This is a genomic window from Microvirga sp. P4_A5 (assembly GCF_056402495.1).
Genome location: NZ_JBFUHH010000014.1, coordinates 1 through 15,910, shown reverse-complemented (window position 1 = coordinate 15,910; position 15,910 = coordinate 1). Strand labels below are relative to the sequence as shown.

19 protein-coding genes are annotated in these 15,910 nt (G+C 64.5%); 10 read left to right on the top strand and 9 right to left on the bottom strand.

From position 1 onward, the window contains the following. The first annotated feature begins 59 nt into the window (after positions 1-59). The gene (locus tag AC1DVM_RS06740; protein WP_477253087.1) at positions 60-233 is read left to right on the top strand and encodes a DUF1328 domain-containing protein; all 174 of its coding nucleotides are present in this window, start codon (positions 60-62) and stop codon (positions 231-233) included. Between the two features lie 93 nt (positions 234-326). On the opposite strand, the gene AC1DVM_RS06735 is transcribed toward AC1DVM_RS06740, so the two are convergent. Continuing rightward, positions 327-1,160, bottom strand: coding sequence for a lytic murein transglycosylase (locus AC1DVM_RS06735; protein WP_477253085.1), 834 nt, complete (start codon positions 1,158-1,160; stop codon positions 327-329). Positions 1,161-1,289: 129 nt separating this feature from the next. On the opposite strand from AC1DVM_RS06735, the gene AC1DVM_RS06730 reads away from it, so the two are divergent. Together AC1DVM_RS06730 and AC1DVM_RS06725 are read left to right on the top strand one after the other, a co-directional pair. Continuing rightward, positions 1,290-1,937 (top strand): hypothetical protein, encoded by a 648-nt coding sequence (locus tag AC1DVM_RS06730; protein WP_477253083.1) that lies wholly within the window; start codon positions 1,290-1,292, stop codon positions 1,935-1,937. Between the two features lie 36 nt (positions 1,938-1,973). Then, positions 1,974-2,756: an SDR family oxidoreductase gene (locus AC1DVM_RS06725; protein WP_477253081.1), complete on the top strand. Its 783-nt coding sequence runs from the start codon at positions 1,974-1,976 to the stop codon at positions 2,754-2,756. A 53-nt stretch (positions 2,757-2,809) separates the two neighbouring features. Here the strand turns inward: AC1DVM_RS06725 and lepA are convergent, their stop codons facing one another. Next, the gene (lepA, locus tag AC1DVM_RS06720; protein WP_477253079.1) at positions 2,810-4,615 is read right to left on the bottom strand and encodes a translation elongation factor 4; all 1,806 of its coding nucleotides are present in this window, start codon (positions 4,613-4,615) and stop codon (positions 2,810-2,812) included. A 234-nt stretch (positions 4,616-4,849) separates the two neighbouring features. Here lepA and AC1DVM_RS06715 point away from each other — a divergent pair, with 234 nt between their 5' ends. After that, positions 4,850-5,386, top strand: a complete 537-nt coding sequence (locus AC1DVM_RS06715) for a Dps family protein (RefSeq protein ID WP_477253078.1) — start codon at positions 4,850-4,852, stop codon at positions 5,384-5,386. Positions 5,387-5,419: 33 nt separating this feature from the next. Here the strand turns inward: AC1DVM_RS06715 and hrcA are convergent, their stop codons facing one another. Further along, positions 5,420-6,511, bottom strand: a complete 1,092-nt coding sequence (hrcA, locus tag AC1DVM_RS06710) for a heat-inducible transcriptional repressor HrcA (protein ID WP_477253076.1) — start codon at positions 6,509-6,511, stop codon at positions 5,420-5,422. A 144-nt stretch (positions 6,512-6,655) separates the two neighbouring features. On the opposite strand from hrcA, the gene rph reads away from it, so the two are divergent. Beyond that, positions 6,656-7,372, top strand: coding sequence for a ribonuclease PH (rph, locus tag AC1DVM_RS06705; RefSeq protein WP_477253074.1), 717 nt, complete (start codon positions 6,656-6,658; stop codon positions 7,370-7,372). 11 nt (positions 7,373-7,383) lie between these two features. Next, positions 7,384-8,028 (top strand): RdgB/HAM1 family non-canonical purine NTP pyrophosphatase, encoded by a 645-nt coding sequence (rdgB, locus tag AC1DVM_RS06700; protein WP_477253072.1) that lies wholly within the window; start codon positions 7,384-7,386, stop codon positions 8,026-8,028. Positions 8,029-8,081: 53 nt separating this feature from the next. On the opposite strand, the gene AC1DVM_RS06695 is transcribed toward rdgB, so the two are convergent. After that, positions 8,082-8,537 (bottom strand): DUF2852 domain-containing protein, encoded by a 456-nt coding sequence (locus AC1DVM_RS06695; RefSeq protein WP_477253071.1) that lies wholly within the window; start codon positions 8,535-8,537, stop codon positions 8,082-8,084. A gap of 126 nt (positions 8,538-8,663) precedes the next feature. Continuing rightward, a complete protein-coding gene (locus tag AC1DVM_RS06690) occupies positions 8,664-9,329 on the bottom strand; it encodes a TetR/AcrR family transcriptional regulator (protein WP_477253070.1) in 666 nt (221 codons plus the stop codon). Between the two features lie 186 nt (positions 9,330-9,515). Between AC1DVM_RS06690 and hemW the strand changes: the two genes are divergently transcribed. Beyond that, positions 9,516-10,679 (top strand): radical SAM family heme chaperone HemW, encoded by a 1,164-nt coding sequence (hemW, locus tag AC1DVM_RS06685; protein ID WP_477253068.1) that lies wholly within the window; start codon positions 9,516-9,518, stop codon positions 10,677-10,679. Here the strand turns inward: hemW and gshB are convergent. After that, positions 10,676-11,620, bottom strand: coding sequence for a glutathione synthase (gene gshB / locus AC1DVM_RS06680; RefSeq protein WP_477253066.1), 945 nt, complete (start codon positions 11,618-11,620; stop codon positions 10,676-10,678). The genes hemW and gshB overlap by 4 nt on opposite strands. Before the next feature lie 137 nt (positions 11,621-11,757). On the opposite strand from gshB, the gene AC1DVM_RS06675 reads away from it, so the two are divergent. Further along, a complete protein-coding gene (locus AC1DVM_RS06675) occupies positions 11,758-12,654 on the top strand; it encodes a lipid kinase (protein ID WP_477253135.1) in 897 nt (298 codons plus the stop codon). A gap of 37 nt (positions 12,655-12,691) precedes the next feature. On the opposite strand, the gene AC1DVM_RS06670 is transcribed toward AC1DVM_RS06675, so the two are convergent. Beyond that, entirely contained in the window at positions 12,692-12,904 is a 213-nt protein-coding gene (locus AC1DVM_RS06670; protein WP_477253064.1) for a hypothetical protein, read from the bottom strand. A 102-nt stretch (positions 12,905-13,006) separates the two neighbouring features. Here AC1DVM_RS06670 and AC1DVM_RS06665 point away from each other — a divergent pair, with 102 nt between their 5' ends. Next, positions 13,007-13,879, top strand: coding sequence for a LysR substrate-binding domain-containing protein (locus tag AC1DVM_RS06665; RefSeq protein ID WP_477253062.1), 873 nt, complete (start codon positions 13,007-13,009; stop codon positions 13,877-13,879). A 15-nt stretch (positions 13,880-13,894) separates the two neighbouring features. Here the strand turns inward: AC1DVM_RS06665 and AC1DVM_RS06660 are convergent, their stop codons facing one another. Beyond that, entirely contained in the window at positions 13,895-14,272 is a 378-nt protein-coding gene (locus AC1DVM_RS06660; protein ID WP_477253061.1) for a YraN family protein, read from the bottom strand. Continuing rightward, positions 14,269-15,207 (bottom strand): 16S rRNA (cytidine(1402)-2'-O)-methyltransferase, encoded by a 939-nt coding sequence (gene rsmI, locus AC1DVM_RS06655; RefSeq protein ID WP_477253060.1) that lies wholly within the window; start codon positions 15,205-15,207, stop codon positions 14,269-14,271. Before rsmI ends, AC1DVM_RS06660 begins: the two co-directional genes overlap by 4 nt. A 124-nt stretch (positions 15,208-15,331) precedes the next feature. Here rsmI and AC1DVM_RS06650 point away from each other — a divergent pair. Next, positions 15,332-15,910: ABC transporter substrate-binding protein (locus AC1DVM_RS06650; protein WP_477253058.1), on the top strand; the 579-nt coding region annotated here is incomplete at its 3' end.

Below are 15,910 nucleotides of genomic sequence, written 5' to 3'. Positions count from 1 at the left end.
CCTTAGCCGTTCACAATCTTTATGCTAGTCAGTGAACATTCGCCCGAAAGGTTTCGACTATGCTCAAATGGGCCCTCATCTTCCTCGTCGTCTCCCTCGTCGCGGGCGCGCTTGGCTTCACCGGCGTCGCGTCGGGTGCGAAATCCATTTCGAAGATCCTGTTCGGGCTGTTTCTCGCCCTGTTCATCCTCCTCATCCTGTTGGCCTGGGGCGCCGGCGAACTCGTCTTCTGATACCTCGGGGAGGGGCGCTTCCCCAGCAGGCAACGCATTCAGAACGTCCGGAGCGGCGGCGCGCAGGCAAGATGCGGATGCCGCCGCTTGATCCTAGTTGCTCACGTTCGCGGCCGTCTCTCCGTTGGCCAGTTTCGTCGCGAAGAAGCCGACGGTGCGAGAATAAACTTGCGACTTGTTCCACTGGCGCAATGCTTCGAAATTGGCGCTCCCGGGCTCCCAATCGCCGCCGCGGACCCAGCCGTGCCCCTTGAGATAGTTCGCCGTCGAGGCGAGGACGTCCGTGGGGCTGCGCAGAAGATCCGCGCGCCCGTCACCATCGAAATCGACGGCGTATTTCACGTAGGATGAGGGCATGAACTGGGTCTGGCCCATTTCACCGGCCCAGGCGCCGCGCATCTCGCCGGGCGAAAGATCCCCGTGCTGGACGATCCGGAGGGCATCGAAGAGATGAGCCTGGAACATCTCGGTCCGGCGGCAATCATAGGCTAGGGTCGCGACGGAGCGAATGACGGGCAGATTGCCTCTCACGGCTCCGAAATCCGTTTCAAGACCCCAGATCGCCACCAGAACCGGACCCGGAACGCCGTATTGCTGTTCGATACGCGCGAGCGCTCCCGCGTGTTTCTTGAGCTGCGAAGCGCCTATCCTCAATCTCCCGGCCGACACCATGCGGCCTGCGAATTGCTCGAAGCTCTGTTTGAACACGCCCTGTCCGCGGTCGCGCTTCAGAATTCCCGGGTCGAACGTCACGCCCGCGAGGCCCGCATCGACCGCCTGGGGAGCGATCCCTTGTGCGATCGCTTCCTGACGGACGTCTCCGAGCCACTTCTCGAAGCCTGCGGGGTCGCGACAGGTGAGTGCCTGCGCCTGCGACGCGACCAGAAGACCCGTCAGAATCGATAAAATGCGCAAACGTCCGGACATGAAATATCTCCCAGCCAAATTAACCTACAGCCGAGGTAGGGCCGTGGCGCCACAACTCAAGCCTATCATTGGGCAACTTCATGACTTCATAAGCGTTTCGTTAAGAGTTTGTTGACGATTGGAGAGGCGATGGGCGTGATGGCAATGGGCGCGGGCGGCTCCAGGATGGCGAAGAAAGCCATCCTCCTCTTGGGCTTGCTCTGCCTTCCCACGGGCCTTGCTGCCAGTGCTCTGCCTGATTCCGCCGCCAACGACGTTCCCGCAATCATCTACCGGCCGGCTTTCGGCGAAACCCAGATCATGGCCCGACTGAATCCGGGGCTCTGCGTGGCGTTCTCGGTGCCTGACGAGTGGCGGCGAGACGATGCGGCGGCCGGAGGGTTGCGCCTGGTTTCTTCGACGGGGGAGGGCGAGATCGAAATCGCCTCGCGCTCCATTCGCGAACTCAACGATCTGCCTCAAGGGAATGTCTCGGCCCGCGATGCCGCGTTGCTCCAGCACGATCACGAGGAAATCCTCGGACGCAAGGCGCAGGCGAGCGCGGTCGAGACGATGGAGGGCGCAACCCGCTGGACCGCGACCTGGATCGACGCCAGCCTTCCGGCGCCGTCCCACAGCATCACGGTCGAGACCTTCATCGTGCCCGCATCGCGCGAATGGCTGTTGGAAGTGTCCGTGACAGATATCGACAACCGCGGCGCTTATGACAAGTTGGTGGCGCAAGTCCTGTCTAATATCCGGACTCTCGGTTCCGCGCCCTGCGCCCGGACGAGCTGATCCGGTACAACCGACCCAATAGATGTGAGGAAATCGATGCAGCTTGATGGAATGGTGGCGCTTGTCACCGGCGCTGGCTCGGGCCTCGGCAAAGCGGCGGCGCTCAGGCTCGCTCAGGAAGGGGCGAGCGTCGGAATCCTCAGCCGGACGCAGAGTGAGATCGACCTCACCGTCGCCGAGATCGTCAGAGCAGGCGGCAAGGCGGTTCCGCTGATGGCCGATATCTCCGATGCGGCGCAGACGAGAACGGCCGTTGAAAGCCTCGTCGAGGCCTATGGCCGGTTGGACATCGTGTTCGCCAATGCGGGGATCAACGGCGTCTGGGCGCCGATCGACGAGATCGAGCCTCACGAGTGGGATCGCACGATGGACGTGAACCTGCGGGGCACCTACCTCACCCTGCATTACGCCGTGCCGCACCTCAAGAAAGCCAAGGGCGGCTCTATCATCATCACCTCGTCGATCAACGGCACCCGAACCTTCACCAGCCCGGGCGCGACGGCCTATTCGTGCACGAAGGCCGCGCAACTGGCCATGACCCAGATGCTGGCCCTGGAGCTTGCCAAACACCGAATCCGCGTCAACGCGATCTGCCCCGGAATGATCGAAACCAATATTCCGGACAGCACGGAGATCCGGCGCAGAGAGGAATCCGGCGTGCGCGCCGATTATCCGGATGGCGACATTCCGCTCACGGGCGGAAAGGCCGGGACCAGCGACGAGGTCGCGGACCTGGTGCTGTTTCTCGCCTCGGATCGTTCGCGCCACATCACCGGAACCCCGGTTTGGATCGATGGCGGGCAATCGCTGCTCGTATGATCACCTGGAACTGGCGCGAACGCCCGAACCGGACTCGTGTCCCGCTCCCGTGATCAGGAATCCATCTTGAGGGCGGCGATGAAGGCTTCCTGCGGGATGTCGACCTTGCCGAACTGGCGCATCCGCTTCTTGCCCTCTTTCTGCTTGTCGAGGAGCTTGCGCTTGCGCGAGGCGTCGCCGCCGTAGCACTTGGCGGTCACGTCCTTGCGCAGAGCGCGGATGGTTTCGCGCGCAATAATCTTGCCGCCGATCGCCGCCTGGACGGGTATCTGGAACATGTGCGGGGGGATCAGATCCTTCAGCTTCTCGCACATGGCGCGACCACGGCTTTCGGCCCGGCCGCGATGGACCAGCATCGACAGCGCATCGACAGGCTCGGCATTCACCAGGACCGACATCTTCACGAGATCGCCCTCGCGGTAATCGGAGATGTGGTAGTCGAACGAGGCATAGCCCTTCGAGATCGATTTCAGCCGGTCGTAGAAATCGAACACCACCTCATTCAGCGGCAGGTCGTAGACCACCATGGCGCGCTTGCCGACATAGTTCAGGTCGATCTGCACGCCGCGCCGATCCTGGCACAGCTTGAGAACCGCGCCGAGATACTCGTCGGGCGTGAGGATGGTGGCGCGGATCCACGGCTCATCGATGGCTTCGATCTTCATGACGTCCGGCATGTCCGCCGGATTATGCAATTCCTTGATCGTGCCGTCGGTCATCTTGAGGTGATAGACGACGCTCGGCGCGGTCGAAATCAGGTCGAGATTGAACTCGCGCTCCAGCCGCTCCTGAATGATCTCGAGGTGGAGCAGACCGAGGAAGCCGCAACGGAAGCCGAAACCGAGGGCCGCGGACGTCTCCATCTCGTAGGAGAAGCTCGCGTCGTTCAGCCGAAGCCGGCCCATGGCGGCGCGAAGGTTTTCGAACTCCGCCGCGTCGACCGGAAACAGGCCGCAGAACACCACCGGCTGCACCGGCTTGAAGCCCGGAAGCGCGTTCGCCGTGGGCTTGCGGTCATCCGTGATGGTATCGCCGACGCGTGTATCGGCCACTTCCTTGATCGAGCCGGTGAAGAACCCGACCTCGCCCGGTCCGAGCGAGCCGATATCGCGCATCTTGGGCGTGAACACGCCCACCTTGTCGACGCCATGAGAGGCGTTGGTGCCCATCATCTTGATGGTCATGCCCTTTTTCAGGACGCCATCGATCACCCGCACCAGCACGACCACGCCGAGATACGCGTCGTACCAGGAATCGACCAGCAGCGCCTTCAGCGGCGCGGTCTCGTCGCCCTTCGGCGGGGGCAGTTTCTTGACGATCGCTTCGAGCACCGCCTCGATATTCAGGCCCGTCTTGGCCGAGATCGGCACCGCATCCGAGGCATCGATGCCGATCACCTCCTCGATCTGCTCCTTGATCCGGTCTGGATCGGCAGCCGGGAGGTCGATCTTGTTGAGGACCGGGACGATCTCGTGGTTCGCGTCGATGGCCTGATAGACGTTGGCGAGCGTCTGCGCCTCGACGCCCTGCGAGGCGTCGACCACGAGCAGCGATCCTTCACAGGCCGCAAGCGACCGCGAGACCTCGTAGGCGAAGTCCACGTGGCCGGGGGTGTCCATGAGGTTCAGGATGTAGGTCTTGCCGTCCTCGGCAAGGTATTCGAGCCGCACCGTCTGCGCCTTGATGGTGATCCCGCGCTCGCGCTCGATATCCATGCTGTCGAGGACCTGCTCGGTCATCTCGCGCGCCGAGAGGGTTCCGGTGGTCTGGATCAGGCGGTCGGCCAGCGTCGATTTCCCGTGGTCGATATGGGCCACGATGGAAAAATTGCGGATGTTGTCAAAGGTGCGCGCGGTCATTCAAACACTCGGACGGGTGTGAAACCCTGTTGTGGCGGCAATAGCAGTCTCGCCCGCCAATGCCAAGGGAAGGCGGTGTCGCGCGAGCCGGCACGGCGCGCCCGGAGCCGCCGAAAACACCCCGCCGCCCAAGGCAACGCTTCCCGGCCGCCCGCGTTGTTGGGAAAGTTGCCTCTCCGAGCGGTAAGGGTCTCTGACGGAAAGGCGGCAGCGAAGTCCCACAGGAGATGCATTATGGCCAAGGTCCGCGCCCTCCAGCCGCGCAAGAAGATCATCCCTCTCGATACCCCCACGGACCTCAAGCCCGAAGGCGTCGAAGCCATCACGAAGGCCCTCAACGCGCTTCTGGCCGATACCTTTGCGCTGTATCTCAAGACCAAGAATTTTCACTGGCATGTCAGCGGCCCGCATTTCCGCGATTATCACCTGCTGCTCGACGAGCAGGCCGCCCAGATCTATGCGTCGACGGACGATATCGCCGAACGCGTGCGAAAGATCGGCGGCACTACCCTGCGGTCCATCGGCCAGATCGCGGCTCTCCAGCGCGTCGAGGATAACGATGCGGATTTCGTGCCGCCTGTCGAGATGCTTCGGGAGCTGATGGGCGACAACAAGACTTTCGCCGCGAACCTTCGCGAGGCCCATGACCTCTGCGACAAGCACGACGATATCGCGACAGCCAGCCTCATCGAGAACTGGATCGACGAGACCGAACGGCGGACATGGTTCCTGTTCGAGGCCAGCCGCGGCGCGGACCGCAGCGGTCACTGAGGCTCCAGGCCGGCGCGCGGCGTCCTGCCTCGACTAGCGGCCCTGATCGAGAATGCGCGAGATCACCTTGGCGGTGTAATCGACCATGGGGACGATGCGGGCGTAGTTCAGGCGCGTCGGCCCGATGACGCCCAGCACGCCGACGATCTTCTGGGTGGCGTCGCGGAAGGGCGCGGCAATCATGGACGAGCCCGAAAGGGAGAACAGCTTGTTCTCCGACCCGATGAAGATCCGGACGCCCTCGCCGCCCTCGGCGCGGGTGAGCAGGTCGATGACATCCGTCTGGGTCTCGAGATCCGCGAATAACAGCCTGACGCGATCGAGATCCTCGGCCGCCTTCAGGTCTTCCAGAAGATTGGCCTGACCCCTGATGATCAATTGGCGCGAATCCGCCGGTCCCACGGTGGTGGCAAGGCCCGCTTCCACGAGCCTCGCGGTCAGCGCATCGAGCTGCTGCTCCATGTTTTCGCGGCCCTTGGCGACTTCACGCTTGAGGTCGGCGAGTGTCTTGCCGCGAATATGGGCGTTCAGAAAATTGCCCGCCTCCACGAGCGCGCCGGCGGGAAGACCGGGGGGAAGGTCGAGGACACGGTTTTCCACCGATCCGTCCTCTCCGACGAGCACGACCAGCGCGCGGCTGGGGTCGAGCCGGACGAACTCGATATGCTTGAGGCTGGGATTGGATTTGGACGTCACGACGACGCCGGCGCCCCGCGACACCCCCGACAGCAGGGACGAGGCTTCCGCCAGGGCAGTCTCCAGCGTGTGGCCCGAGGCGGCAGCCTTCATCTGCGCCTCGATGCGCGCCCCTTCCTCCCGGCCCACATCGCCGATTTCCATCATGGCGTCGACGAAGAACCGCAGGCCGGATTCCGTCGGCAGGCGGCCGGCGCTGGTATGCGGCGCGAAGATCAGGCCCGCGGTCTCGAGATCCGACATGACGTTGCGGATCGAAGCCGGCGACAGGGCCATCGGCAGGATGCGAGCGAGATTGCGGGAGCCGACCGGCTCGCCCGTCACCAGGTAGCTCTCAACGATCTGACGGAAGATCTCGCGGGAACGGTCGTTCAGTTCCGCGATGGCGCGGATGTCGGATTGGCTGGAGAAATGACCCGGTCTGTGCATTCGATCGTCATTCAACCCTTGCGAGGCCATCGAGGAAACTCAGTTATATGTGCTGGTGCCGCGCCCATAACGCAAGCCCGCGCTTGCAGCCCCACACCCTACCTTCTAAGACGCTGCACTGATCCGACCTTTAGGAGATTGCCGATGCGCCCGTCCAACCGCGCCCTCAATGAGCTGCGCCCGATCACGCTCGAACGCGGCGTCGCGCGCTACGCGGAAGGATCGTGCCTCGTGTCCTTCGGCAACACGCGGGTGCTCTGCACCGCGTCGCTCGAGGAAAAAGGCCCGCCCTGGCTGCGCGGCACCGGCAAGGGCTGGGTCACGGCCGAATATTCGATGCTGCCCCGGGCCACCCATGAGCGCACGCGCCGTGAGGTGACGTCGGGCAAGCCGTCCGGACGCACGCAGGAAATCCAGCGCCTCATCGGCCGGTCGCTGCGCGCCGTGGTCAATCTTCCGGCGATCGGCGAGCGCCAGATCGTGCTCGATTGCGACGTGATCCAGGCCGATGGCGGGACGAGGACCGCTTCCATCACCGGCGCGTGGGTCGCGCTGCACGAATGCTTCACCTGGATGCAAAGCCGGTCGATCATCTCGATCAACCCCCTGCGGGAGCCGGTGGCGGCGGTCTCGTGCGGGATCTATCAGGGCAAGCCGGTGCTCGACCTGGATTATGCCGAGGATTCGACGGCCGAGACCGATGCGAACTTCGTCATCACGGGTTCCGGCGGCATCGTCGAGGTGCAAGGCACCGCCGAGGGCAAGCCCTTTTCCGAGGATGAGTTCCTGAGCCTGCTTCGCCTCGCCAAGGACGGCGTCTCCCAACTGGTCGACCTCCAGAAGAAGACGGTCGCGGCCTGAAGGAGTTCACGATGCATCGCCCCCTTACCGGCAAGGTCGTCATCGCAACCCACAATGCGGGCAAGCTGCGCGAGATGCGCGAGCTTCTGGCGCCCTTCGGCGTCGAGGCGGTGTCGGCGGGCGAACTCGACTTGCCCGTGCCGGACGAGACCGGGCACATGTTCGCGGAAAACGCTGCCATCAAGGCCCGCGCGGCCGCGCGCGCCACCGGACTTCCGGCGATCTCGGACGATTCCGGCCTCTGCGTCGATGCGCTCGACGGTGCGCCGGGCCTGTTCACGGCGGATTGGGCGGGCCCGTCGAAGGATTTTCCGGCTGCCATGGCGCGGGTGGAGCGGGAATTGCAGAAACGCGACGGAGAGACGGATGGCAATCGCCGCGCACATTTCGTGTCCGCCCTGATCGTCGCCTGGCCCGATGGGCACGAGGAGCTGTTCGAAGGGCGGGTTTTCGGAAATGTGGTCTGGCCGCCCCGTGGAGATAAGGGCTTCGGCTACGACCCGATCTTCCAGCCCGATGGTTTCGAACGAACGTTCGGCGAACTAAGCGCCGACGAGAAGCATGGGATCGACTGGTCGAAACGCCTGCCCGAGGCGCTGTCGCATCGTGCGCGGGCATTCCTGAGGCTCGCCGCCGGTTGCCTGCGCGGCGCCTGAACGCGAAACGGGGCGCCTGAGCGCCCCGTTCGTCAGGTTTGCGACGATCCGGCCTAGATGTCGGTCGGGCCGGATTGGTCGTTGCGACGCTTTGCCATGAAGGCGTCGAATTCCTCGCGGTCCTTGGCGCGCTTCRGCTCCTCGACGAAGCCGCGGAACGCACGGGCTTCCTCATCGAGTTTCCGGCGCTCTTCCTCGAGGCGCGCCAGCTCGTTGCGGCGATATTCCTCGAAGGCTGCATTGCCGGTGCCGGAGGTGAAACCGCCAGTCGGCGCGCAGCGCGACGCGAAGAAGTCATTCACGTTGCGGCCGAAATTGTTCTGCATGAAGGCCTTGGCCTCGTCGAATTTTGGATATCCCATGACTTTCCAGACCAGGTAGGCCAGCGCAAGCGGCCAGAACCAGATGAAGGCCAGCACGACGCCGGCGATTTCCAAGGCACGGCGGGGCGGTTTCCCGCACCGTGAGTGAGCGCCCGTATTCCAGGCAGTAGAGGCAGAATCAGACATCTCGGCTCCCGCATGTTAATGATAACAACATTTACATGCGGTTCGATTCTGGCGCTTTCAAGAGCGGCGCGATTTATTTTGGATTGAGACCGGGCCCGCGAGGTCGGGGACCGTCCCGCCGTCGCATCACCCCGGGGGATTTTGGGGGAAGGCGGGCGAGGCGCCCTGTCGGCGCGCGCCTTCGACGAGCGCCAGAACTCCCGCCCGAAGAAGCTCATACTTGTCGGGCAGGCGAGGGCCCTTGGGAAGCTGCCCCGCCGCAGCCAGCATGGCGATGCCGTGCGAAAGAGCCCAGACCTCGATGGCGATGAAGCGGACGTCGACGCTGGTGAACCCCTCYGGGAAGGTGTCGGACAGCGCCTTCACGAGAAAGTCGAAGGCGTTGCCCTGCGATGGCGGCTTTTCACCTCCCGGCGGCACACTCGCCTCGGCGTTCTGGGGCGCAAACATCGCGGCGTAGAATCCCGGCTCCTGCTCGGCGAAGGCGAGATAGACCTCGCCCATGCGGGTAAAACGCTCCAGCGGCGTGCCGTCGCTCTCCAGGGCCCGGCCCAGCCGTTCCGCGAGCTGCGTGAACCCCCGGAAGGCGACCTCGGCCACGAGCGCGTCGCGCCCGCGAAAATGACGGTAGAGGGCGGCCGGAGTGACGCCCACCAGCTTGGCGGCGTCCGCCAGCGTGAAGCCGCCGAGACCCCGCTCGGCGATGAAGCGTTGCGCCGCCTCGATGAGCGCTTCCTTCAGATTGCCGTGGTGATAACCCTGTCTGTCGAACGGGGCGCGCCAGTGACGCATGATGTCTTCCTGCTTTCTTCCGAAGCCCTGACCCTAGGCCCTGGTTGCCGCCGCGCCTAGGCTGTCCGGGGCTTTAAGATGAACATCCCGACCGGCCATAGGTTCATCTCCCGTCGGTTGGCCGTGCGGCAATCGTGGGTCGGCGCACCGCGTGACGGGTCGCTCCGAACCTGCCATAAGCCCCGCATGATCGAACATCCGACGCGCGATGCCGGTTTTGGTGTGTACGTGCACTGGCCGTTCTGCGCCTCCAAATGCCCCTATTGCGACTTCAACAGCCATGTCCGCCATCAGCCGGTGGACCAGGAGCGTTACCTCGCGGCCTTTCGCCGGGAGATCGCACATAGCGCGGGGCGGATCCCGGGCCGCTCGGTCACCAGCATCTTCTTCGGGGGCGGTACGCCCTCGTTGATGAAGCCCGAAACCGTCGGTGCGATCCTCGATGCCATCGGGGGAGCCTGGAGCGTCGATCCCGGCGCGGAAATCACCCTCGAGGCCAATCCGACCAGCGTCGAGGCTGAGCGCTTCAGGGGCTATTGCACGGCCGGAATCAATCGGGTGTCGCTGGGCGTCCAGGCGCTCAATGATCCCGATCTGCGCCGGCTCGGGCGGATGCATTCCGTCGAGGAGGCTCTGGCGGCGGTCAAAATCGCCGCCACCATCTTCGAACGCTATTCGTTCGACCTGATCTATTCCCGCCCCGACCAGACTCCGGATGCCTGGCGACAGGAACTCGAATACGCGATCAGCCACGCGGTCGAACACCTGTCCCTCTACCAGCTCACCATCGAGCCCGGCACGTGGTTCGAGAAGCTGCATCGGGCGGGCAAGCTCACAGTTCCGGATGACGACGCGTCGCGGGTGCTGTTCGACCTGACGCAGGAAATCTGCGAGGCCCGGGGCTTGCCTGCCTATGAAGTGTCCAACCATGCCCGGCCTGGCGCGGAATCGCGGCACAATCTGGTCTATTGGCGCTACGGCGAATATGCGGGCATCGGGCCAGGCGCCCACGGGCGCCTCGTCACCGGCAATGCACGCCTGGCAACTGCGACCGAGAAGCATCCCGAGACCTGGCTGGAGCGGGTCGAGCGCGACGGTCACGGAATCATCGACGAGGAGGTGCTCACCTCGGAGGCGGAAGGCGACGAGTTCCTGCTCATGGGCCTGCGCCTCAAGGAGGGCATCGACCCGCGCCGCTACACGAAATTCACCGGCCGCACGCTCAACGAGCAGCGGATCAGGACGCTTGAAGAGCATGGCCTCATCGTTCGCCGCGCCGATTCGCGCCTGACGGTCACCCGCGAGGGTTTCCCGGTGCTGAATTCGGTGATCGCGGAACTTGCCGCCTAGCGGCTCAACTTCGACTCGATCGCGTCCCACAGCGTCACGGTGATGTCCGGTCCGCCGAGGCGCTTGATCACCCGCAGGCCCGTCGGCGACGTCACGTTGATCTCCGTGAGGTTGCCGTCGATCACGTCGATGCCGACGAAGATCTGGCCCATTTCCTTGAGCTTAGGCCCGATGGTCTCGCAGATTTCCATCTCGCGGGGCGTCAGATCGGTGGGTTTCGCGGCGCCGCCACGGACCATGTTGGACCGGATGTCGTTGACGGCCGGAACGCGGTTGATCGCGCCCGCGGCAACGCCGTCGATGAGGATGATGCGCTTGTCGCCCTCGGTGATCTTCGGCAGGAAGCGCTGGATCACCCACGGCTCGCGAAAGGTCACGGCGAAGAGGTCGAAGAGCGAGCCGAAATTCGGGTCCTCGCGGGAGACCTTGAACACCGCCGCGCCGCCATTGCCATAGAGCGGCTTCATCACCACGTCGCCGTGCTCGCGCCGGAATTCCTCGATCTCGCCTTTGTCGCGCGAAATCAGGGTCGGCGGCATCAGGTGCGGATATTCCAGCACGAAGAGCTTTTCGGGCGCGTTTCTCACATGGGTCGGGTCGTTCACCACGAGTGTTTTCGGGTGGATGCGGTCGAGCATGTGGGTGGTGGTGATATAGGCCATGTCGAAGGGCGGGTCCTGCCGCAGCAGCACCACGTCGACCTCCGAGAGATCGACCTTTTGCGCCTCGCCCATGGTCACATGGGCTCCCTCGACGTCCCGCACCTCGATCGGTTCCGCCCATGCGGTCACGGTGCTGTCGCGCATCGACAGCCGGTCGGGTGTGTAGTGGAGAAGCTGATATCCGCGCCGTTGCGCCTCCAGCAGCATCGCGAAGGTCGAATCGCCCGTAATCTTGATGCGCTGGATCGGGTCCATCTGAACCGCAACGGTGAGGGTCATGAATCGTCTCTCCAATGTGGCGCGGGTTATCGAGCCGAAACCGCAGAATAGCAACCGGTCTGAACCCCCGCCATGGTCAGGTGTTGTCCCTTGCCGCGCCTCTTGCGGGCAAGCTGGAGCCCATCCATTTGAACCGCATGACCCGCCGCGCCCTTCTGATCGTCAATACCAACAGCCGAATCGGCGCCGAGGGTTGTGAAACCGCCAAGGACAGCCTGCTGGCAAACGGGATCACGCCGATCCACGTGGAATGCGAGAAACGGGAGGATGTGTCTCCGCTCATCGTGTCCTGGGCCGACAAGGTCGACCTGGTGGCGGTCGGGGGCGGAGACGGGACGATCAACGCGGCCGCTCTGGGGGTCATCGAGGCCGGGCTGCCGCTCGGCGTGCTGCCCATGGGAACGGCGAACGACCTGGCGCGGACTCTCGGCATCCCGCCGGACATCGCCGCCGCATCCCGCATCATCGCGGCGGGCCGCACCCGCAGGATCGATCTGGGTCTGGTGAATGGCGAGCCTTTTTTCAACGTGGCGAGCATCGGCCTCTCGGCGGATCTCGCGCGCCGGCTCACGAGCGAGGTCAAGCGGCGCTTCGGGCGTCTCGCCTATGCGTTCGCCGCCATGAACGTCCTGTCGCACGCACGTCCGTTCCGCGCCACGATCCTGAGCGAGGACGAGGCCGTGCGCGTCCGCACGCTGCAGATCGCCGTCGGCAATGGGCGCTATTATGGCGGCGGCAATGCGGTGGAAAAGAATGCCGCCATCGATGACGGCCATCTCGACCTCTACAGCCTCGAACTGCAGCGGGCCTGGAAGCTCGCCCTGATGGCGCGGTCGTTTCGCTATGGCGAGCATGGGGCCTGGGACGAAGTGCGGGCGATCCGCGCAACCGAGTTCGAAATCCGGACGCGACGCCCGCGTCCCGTCAATGCCGACGGCGAAATCGTCACCACGACACCGGCCCGATTTTCCATGCGACGCGGCGCAGTGATCGTGTTTTCGCCGGATCCGGCCGGCTCAACTCCGGCGAGTTGAACCGGACGCATTGTTGCGGACCCGACCCCTGCCATCATCAGCGGCACCGCCCGCGACGAACCGCATGCTCGGTGCTGCCCGGCATCATGCCGATATCGATGAGGGTCCGCTCATCCAGCAAATTGACCTCCCGGATTGCGCGCCGGATGCGAATTTCCTGACCAAGCGCCCTGAACAGACGAAGGGCCAGCGAATCGCGTCGCGCAGGGACGGCTGGAGCCCAGGTGGAGGACAGGGAATGGAATGACATGACGATCTCCTTGTGTCGATGAAAGGAGAATGGCGTCAGGCCTTGCATAAGTGAAACGAATGTTCATTATGTCGAGAATAATGATCTGTTATTGAGGATGGCATGTCCCGCAATCTCGACGTTTCCCTCCTGAGGGCTTTCGTGGCGGTCGTCGACGCGGGCGGGATGACCGCCGCCGGGGCCCGCCTCAACCTGACGCAAGCCGCGATCAGCCAGCAGCTCAAACGGCTCGAGGAGATGCTGGGCGCCGTGCTGGTGACRCGTGAGCGCAAGGCGATGCGGCTGACCTCCGCGGGTGAGCGTCTGTTTGGCCGCGCCAAGCGTCTTCTGGTGCTCAACGACGAAATCTGGACGGAGATGACCACGCCGCTGTACGAGGGCGAGATCCGCCTCGGCATTCCGGCGGATATCGTCAACACCTACTTGCCGGCCTTCCTGAAGAACTTCGCGCAAACCTATCCCAAGGTTCAGGTCACCCTGCTGTGTTCGTCGAGCGCCGAATTGCTCGACCTGCTCGGCGGTGGAAAGCTCGATCTCATCGTCACCACCGAGGAGAAAACGGGCCCTGGCGGGGAGACGCTGGCCATCGACCGGTTGGTTTGGGTCGGGGCGCGCGGTGGAGAGGCGGCTTTCCAACGCCCGCTCCCGGTCTCCATCGGCTGCAGCGATTGCGCGTTCCGCGCCCCCATCCGGGAGGTCCTGCAGGCGGCCGGCATCGAATGGAGATCCGTGTCTGAAATCACCAACGCGGATGCGCAGGTCGCGACCACGGCGGCCGATATCGCGGTCACGGCCTTCATGGCCGCCACCGTGCCGAGTTCGCTGGAGATTCTCGGCCCCGAAAGCGGCCTGCCGAAATTGCCGCCATTTACGGTCAATCTCTATTTGCCGAGGGATGGCGGCACCGAGATTGCCCGCGAACTGGCGCGCTATATCCGCGACTCGATCGTCGAACGTCATCGGATGGCGGCGTAACCCCCCGGTGGACCTTCAGTGGATGTCCATCTCGAAGGCCGCCACGAGATGGCGGGGCCAGCGCCGCCGCGCCACGAACACCGCATCCGCCCGCCAGGTTTTCGCCGAAGCCCAGGCATTGCGGGAGAGCCAGGCTCGCGCGGCGCGGGAGAACCGGCGTCGTTTCATTGGCGTGATGGCAGTGAGCGCATCGTCCATGAGGCCGCGCGCCTTCACCTCGATGAACGCGATCGTGTCGCCACGCGCGACGATGAGATCGATCTCGCCACCCGCCGCCGCGTAACGCCGCGCGAGCGGGCGGTAGCCTTTGCAGATCAGGAAGAGCAGCGCGATCCATTCCGCGCGATGCCCGCGCAGGAATGTGACGCGCCGGCGCTCGATCGCGCTCTTCATGCATCCTTCCTGGCGAGGGCGAGCGCCCGCGCGTAGATCTCGCGTTTCGGCATGTCGAGTTCGTCGGCGACGATGGCGGCCGCATCCTTGATCGAGTGGTTCTTCAGCGCCGCCTCGAGCTTGCTGTCGAGAGCGGCATCGACTTCGACGGCCTGCATGGCTTTCGTCGCCTCGCCGATCAGCACGACGATCTCGCCTTTCGGCGGTCCCTCCTCGGCGAAGGTGGCGGCGAGTTCGGGCAGGGTTCCGCGGCGGATGGTTTCGAACATCTTGGTCAATTCGCGCGCCACCACGGCCTGACGGTCCCCGAGGACCGCCGCCGCGTCCGCGAGCATCTCGGGCAACCGGTGCGGTCCCTCGAACAGCATGAGGGTCCCGGGGATCGAGCCGATCTCCGCAAGCCGCGCCCGCCGCGCGGCGCTCTTGGGCGGCAGGAACCCCTCGAAAAAGAAACGATCGGTCGGAAGACCGGACACCACCAGCGCGGTCAGGATCGCCGAGGGTCCGGGAATCGGGGTGACCGGGAGGCCTTCCTGGATCGCCGCCTGCACGAGCTTGTAGCCGGGGTCGGAGACGAGCGGGGTGCCGGCATCAGAGACGAGGGCCAGCGCCTGCCCCTCGCGGATGCGCTGCACCATGCGGTCGCGAACGGCGTCGTTCGAATGCTCATGATAGGCGACCAACGGTGTCGTGATGCCGTAATGCGCCAGCAGCGTCTTGGTCACCCGCGTGTCTTCGGCCAGCACCGCATCGGCCGCCGCGAGCGTGCTGAGGCCGCGAAAGGACACGTCTTTGAGGTTGCCGATGGGCGTCGCCACCACGTAGAGGCCCGGGGGAAGGGGCTGCGTCTCCGCCGCGAGGCCGAAGGCCGTGAAGGTGGTGTTGCGGGCGGACGGATCGCGGCGACGGGTTCGGTTGTCGATTCTCTGTGTCATCGACGGCAGTTTCGCATGCGGACGGGGCGATGCGGAAGCCGGATCGCGGTTTGGAAACAATGTTTACCTTTTCTTTCTAGCATGAGGGCCTGCTGGAGATGACGGCTTCCGCCAAGGGCTCGATATGATGCGATTTTTCCCCGTTTCGCGGCTGTTGAAAGCCACCGGGCCGAGGCTCGCGCTCGGCATGACGCTGCTTCTCGCAGGCTGCGTCGGTTCGGGAAGCATGATGCCGCCGGGTCGGGTCGGACAGGCCCCAGTCGAGCCGCTGCCGCAGCCTGCTCCCGGCTTGCAGCCCGCAAGCGGCGAGACGATCGGCACCGGACCGGTGCGTGTCGCCCTCATCCTGCCCTTGAGCGGGCAGGGACAGGGTGCCGTTGCGGCGCAGAGCATGCGCAATGCCGCCGAACTGGCCTTGAGCGAAATCTCCAATCCCGAGATCACCGTTCTGGTGAAAGACGACCGGGGCACGCCCGACGGTGCGCGGATCGCTGCCAGCGAGGCTGTCGGCGAGGGCGCCGACCTGATCATCGGGCCGCTCTTTGCCGGCTCAGTGCGTTCTGCCGGACAGGTGGCGCGGCAATCCGGCAAGCCCGTCATCGCGTTTTCCACCGACGCGACGGTGGCAACGCGGGGCGTCTATCTCCTGAGCTTCCTGGTTCAGGCGGAGGTCGACCGCATCGTCTCCTACGCGGCCTCGCAG

Excerpts from the sequence above, each read along its gene's own strand:
- AC1DVM_RS06740 (WP_477253087.1), top strand. The coding sequence starts at position 60 with ATGCTCAAATGGGCCCTCATCTTCCTCGTCGTCTCCCTCGTCGCGGGC.
- AC1DVM_RS06735 (WP_477253085.1), bottom strand. The coding sequence starts at position 1,160 with ATGTCCGGACGTTTGCGCATTTTATCGATTCTGACGGGTCTTCTGGTC.
- AC1DVM_RS06730 (WP_477253083.1), top strand. The coding sequence starts at position 1,290 with ATGGGCGTGATGGCAATGGGCGCGGGCGGCTCCAGGATGGCGAAGAAA.
- AC1DVM_RS06725 (WP_477253081.1), top strand. The coding sequence starts at position 1,974 with ATGCAGCTTGATGGAATGGTGGCGCTTGTCACCGGCGCTGGCTCGGGC.
- lepA (WP_477253079.1), bottom strand. The coding sequence starts at position 4,615 with ATGACCGCGCGCACCTTTGACAACATCCGCAATTTTTCCATCGTGGCC.
- AC1DVM_RS06715 (WP_477253078.1), top strand. The coding sequence starts at position 4,850 with ATGGCCAAGGTCCGCGCCCTCCAGCCGCGCAAGAAGATCATCCCTCTC.
- hrcA (WP_477253076.1), bottom strand. The coding sequence starts at position 6,511 with ATGCACAGACCGGGTCATTTCTCCAGCCAATCCGACATCCGCGCCATC.
- rph (WP_477253074.1), top strand. The coding sequence starts at position 6,656 with ATGCGCCCGTCCAACCGCGCCCTCAATGAGCTGCGCCCGATCACGCTC.
- rdgB (WP_477253072.1), top strand. The coding sequence starts at position 7,384 with ATGCATCGCCCCCTTACCGGCAAGGTCGTCATCGCAACCCACAATGCG.
- hemW (WP_477253068.1), top strand. The coding sequence starts at position 9,516 with ATGATCGAACATCCGACGCGCGATGCCGGTTTTGGTGTGTACGTGCAC.
- gshB (WP_477253066.1), bottom strand. The coding sequence starts at position 11,620 with ATGACCCTCACCGTTGCGGTTCAGATGGACCCGATCCAGCGCATCAAG.
- AC1DVM_RS06675 (WP_477253135.1), top strand. The coding sequence starts at position 11,758 with ATGACCCGCCGCGCCCTTCTGATCGTCAATACCAACAGCCGAATCGGC.
- AC1DVM_RS06670 (WP_477253064.1), bottom strand. The coding sequence starts at position 12,904 with ATGTCATTCCATTCCCTGTCCTCCACCTGGGCTCCAGCCGTCCCTGCG.
- AC1DVM_RS06660 (WP_477253061.1), bottom strand. The coding sequence starts at position 14,272 with ATGAAGAGCGCGATCGAGCGCCGGCGCGTCACATTCCTGCGCGGGCAT.
- rsmI (WP_477253060.1), bottom strand. The coding sequence starts at position 15,207 with ATGACACAGAGAATCGACAACCGAACCCGTCGCCGCGATCCGTCCGCC.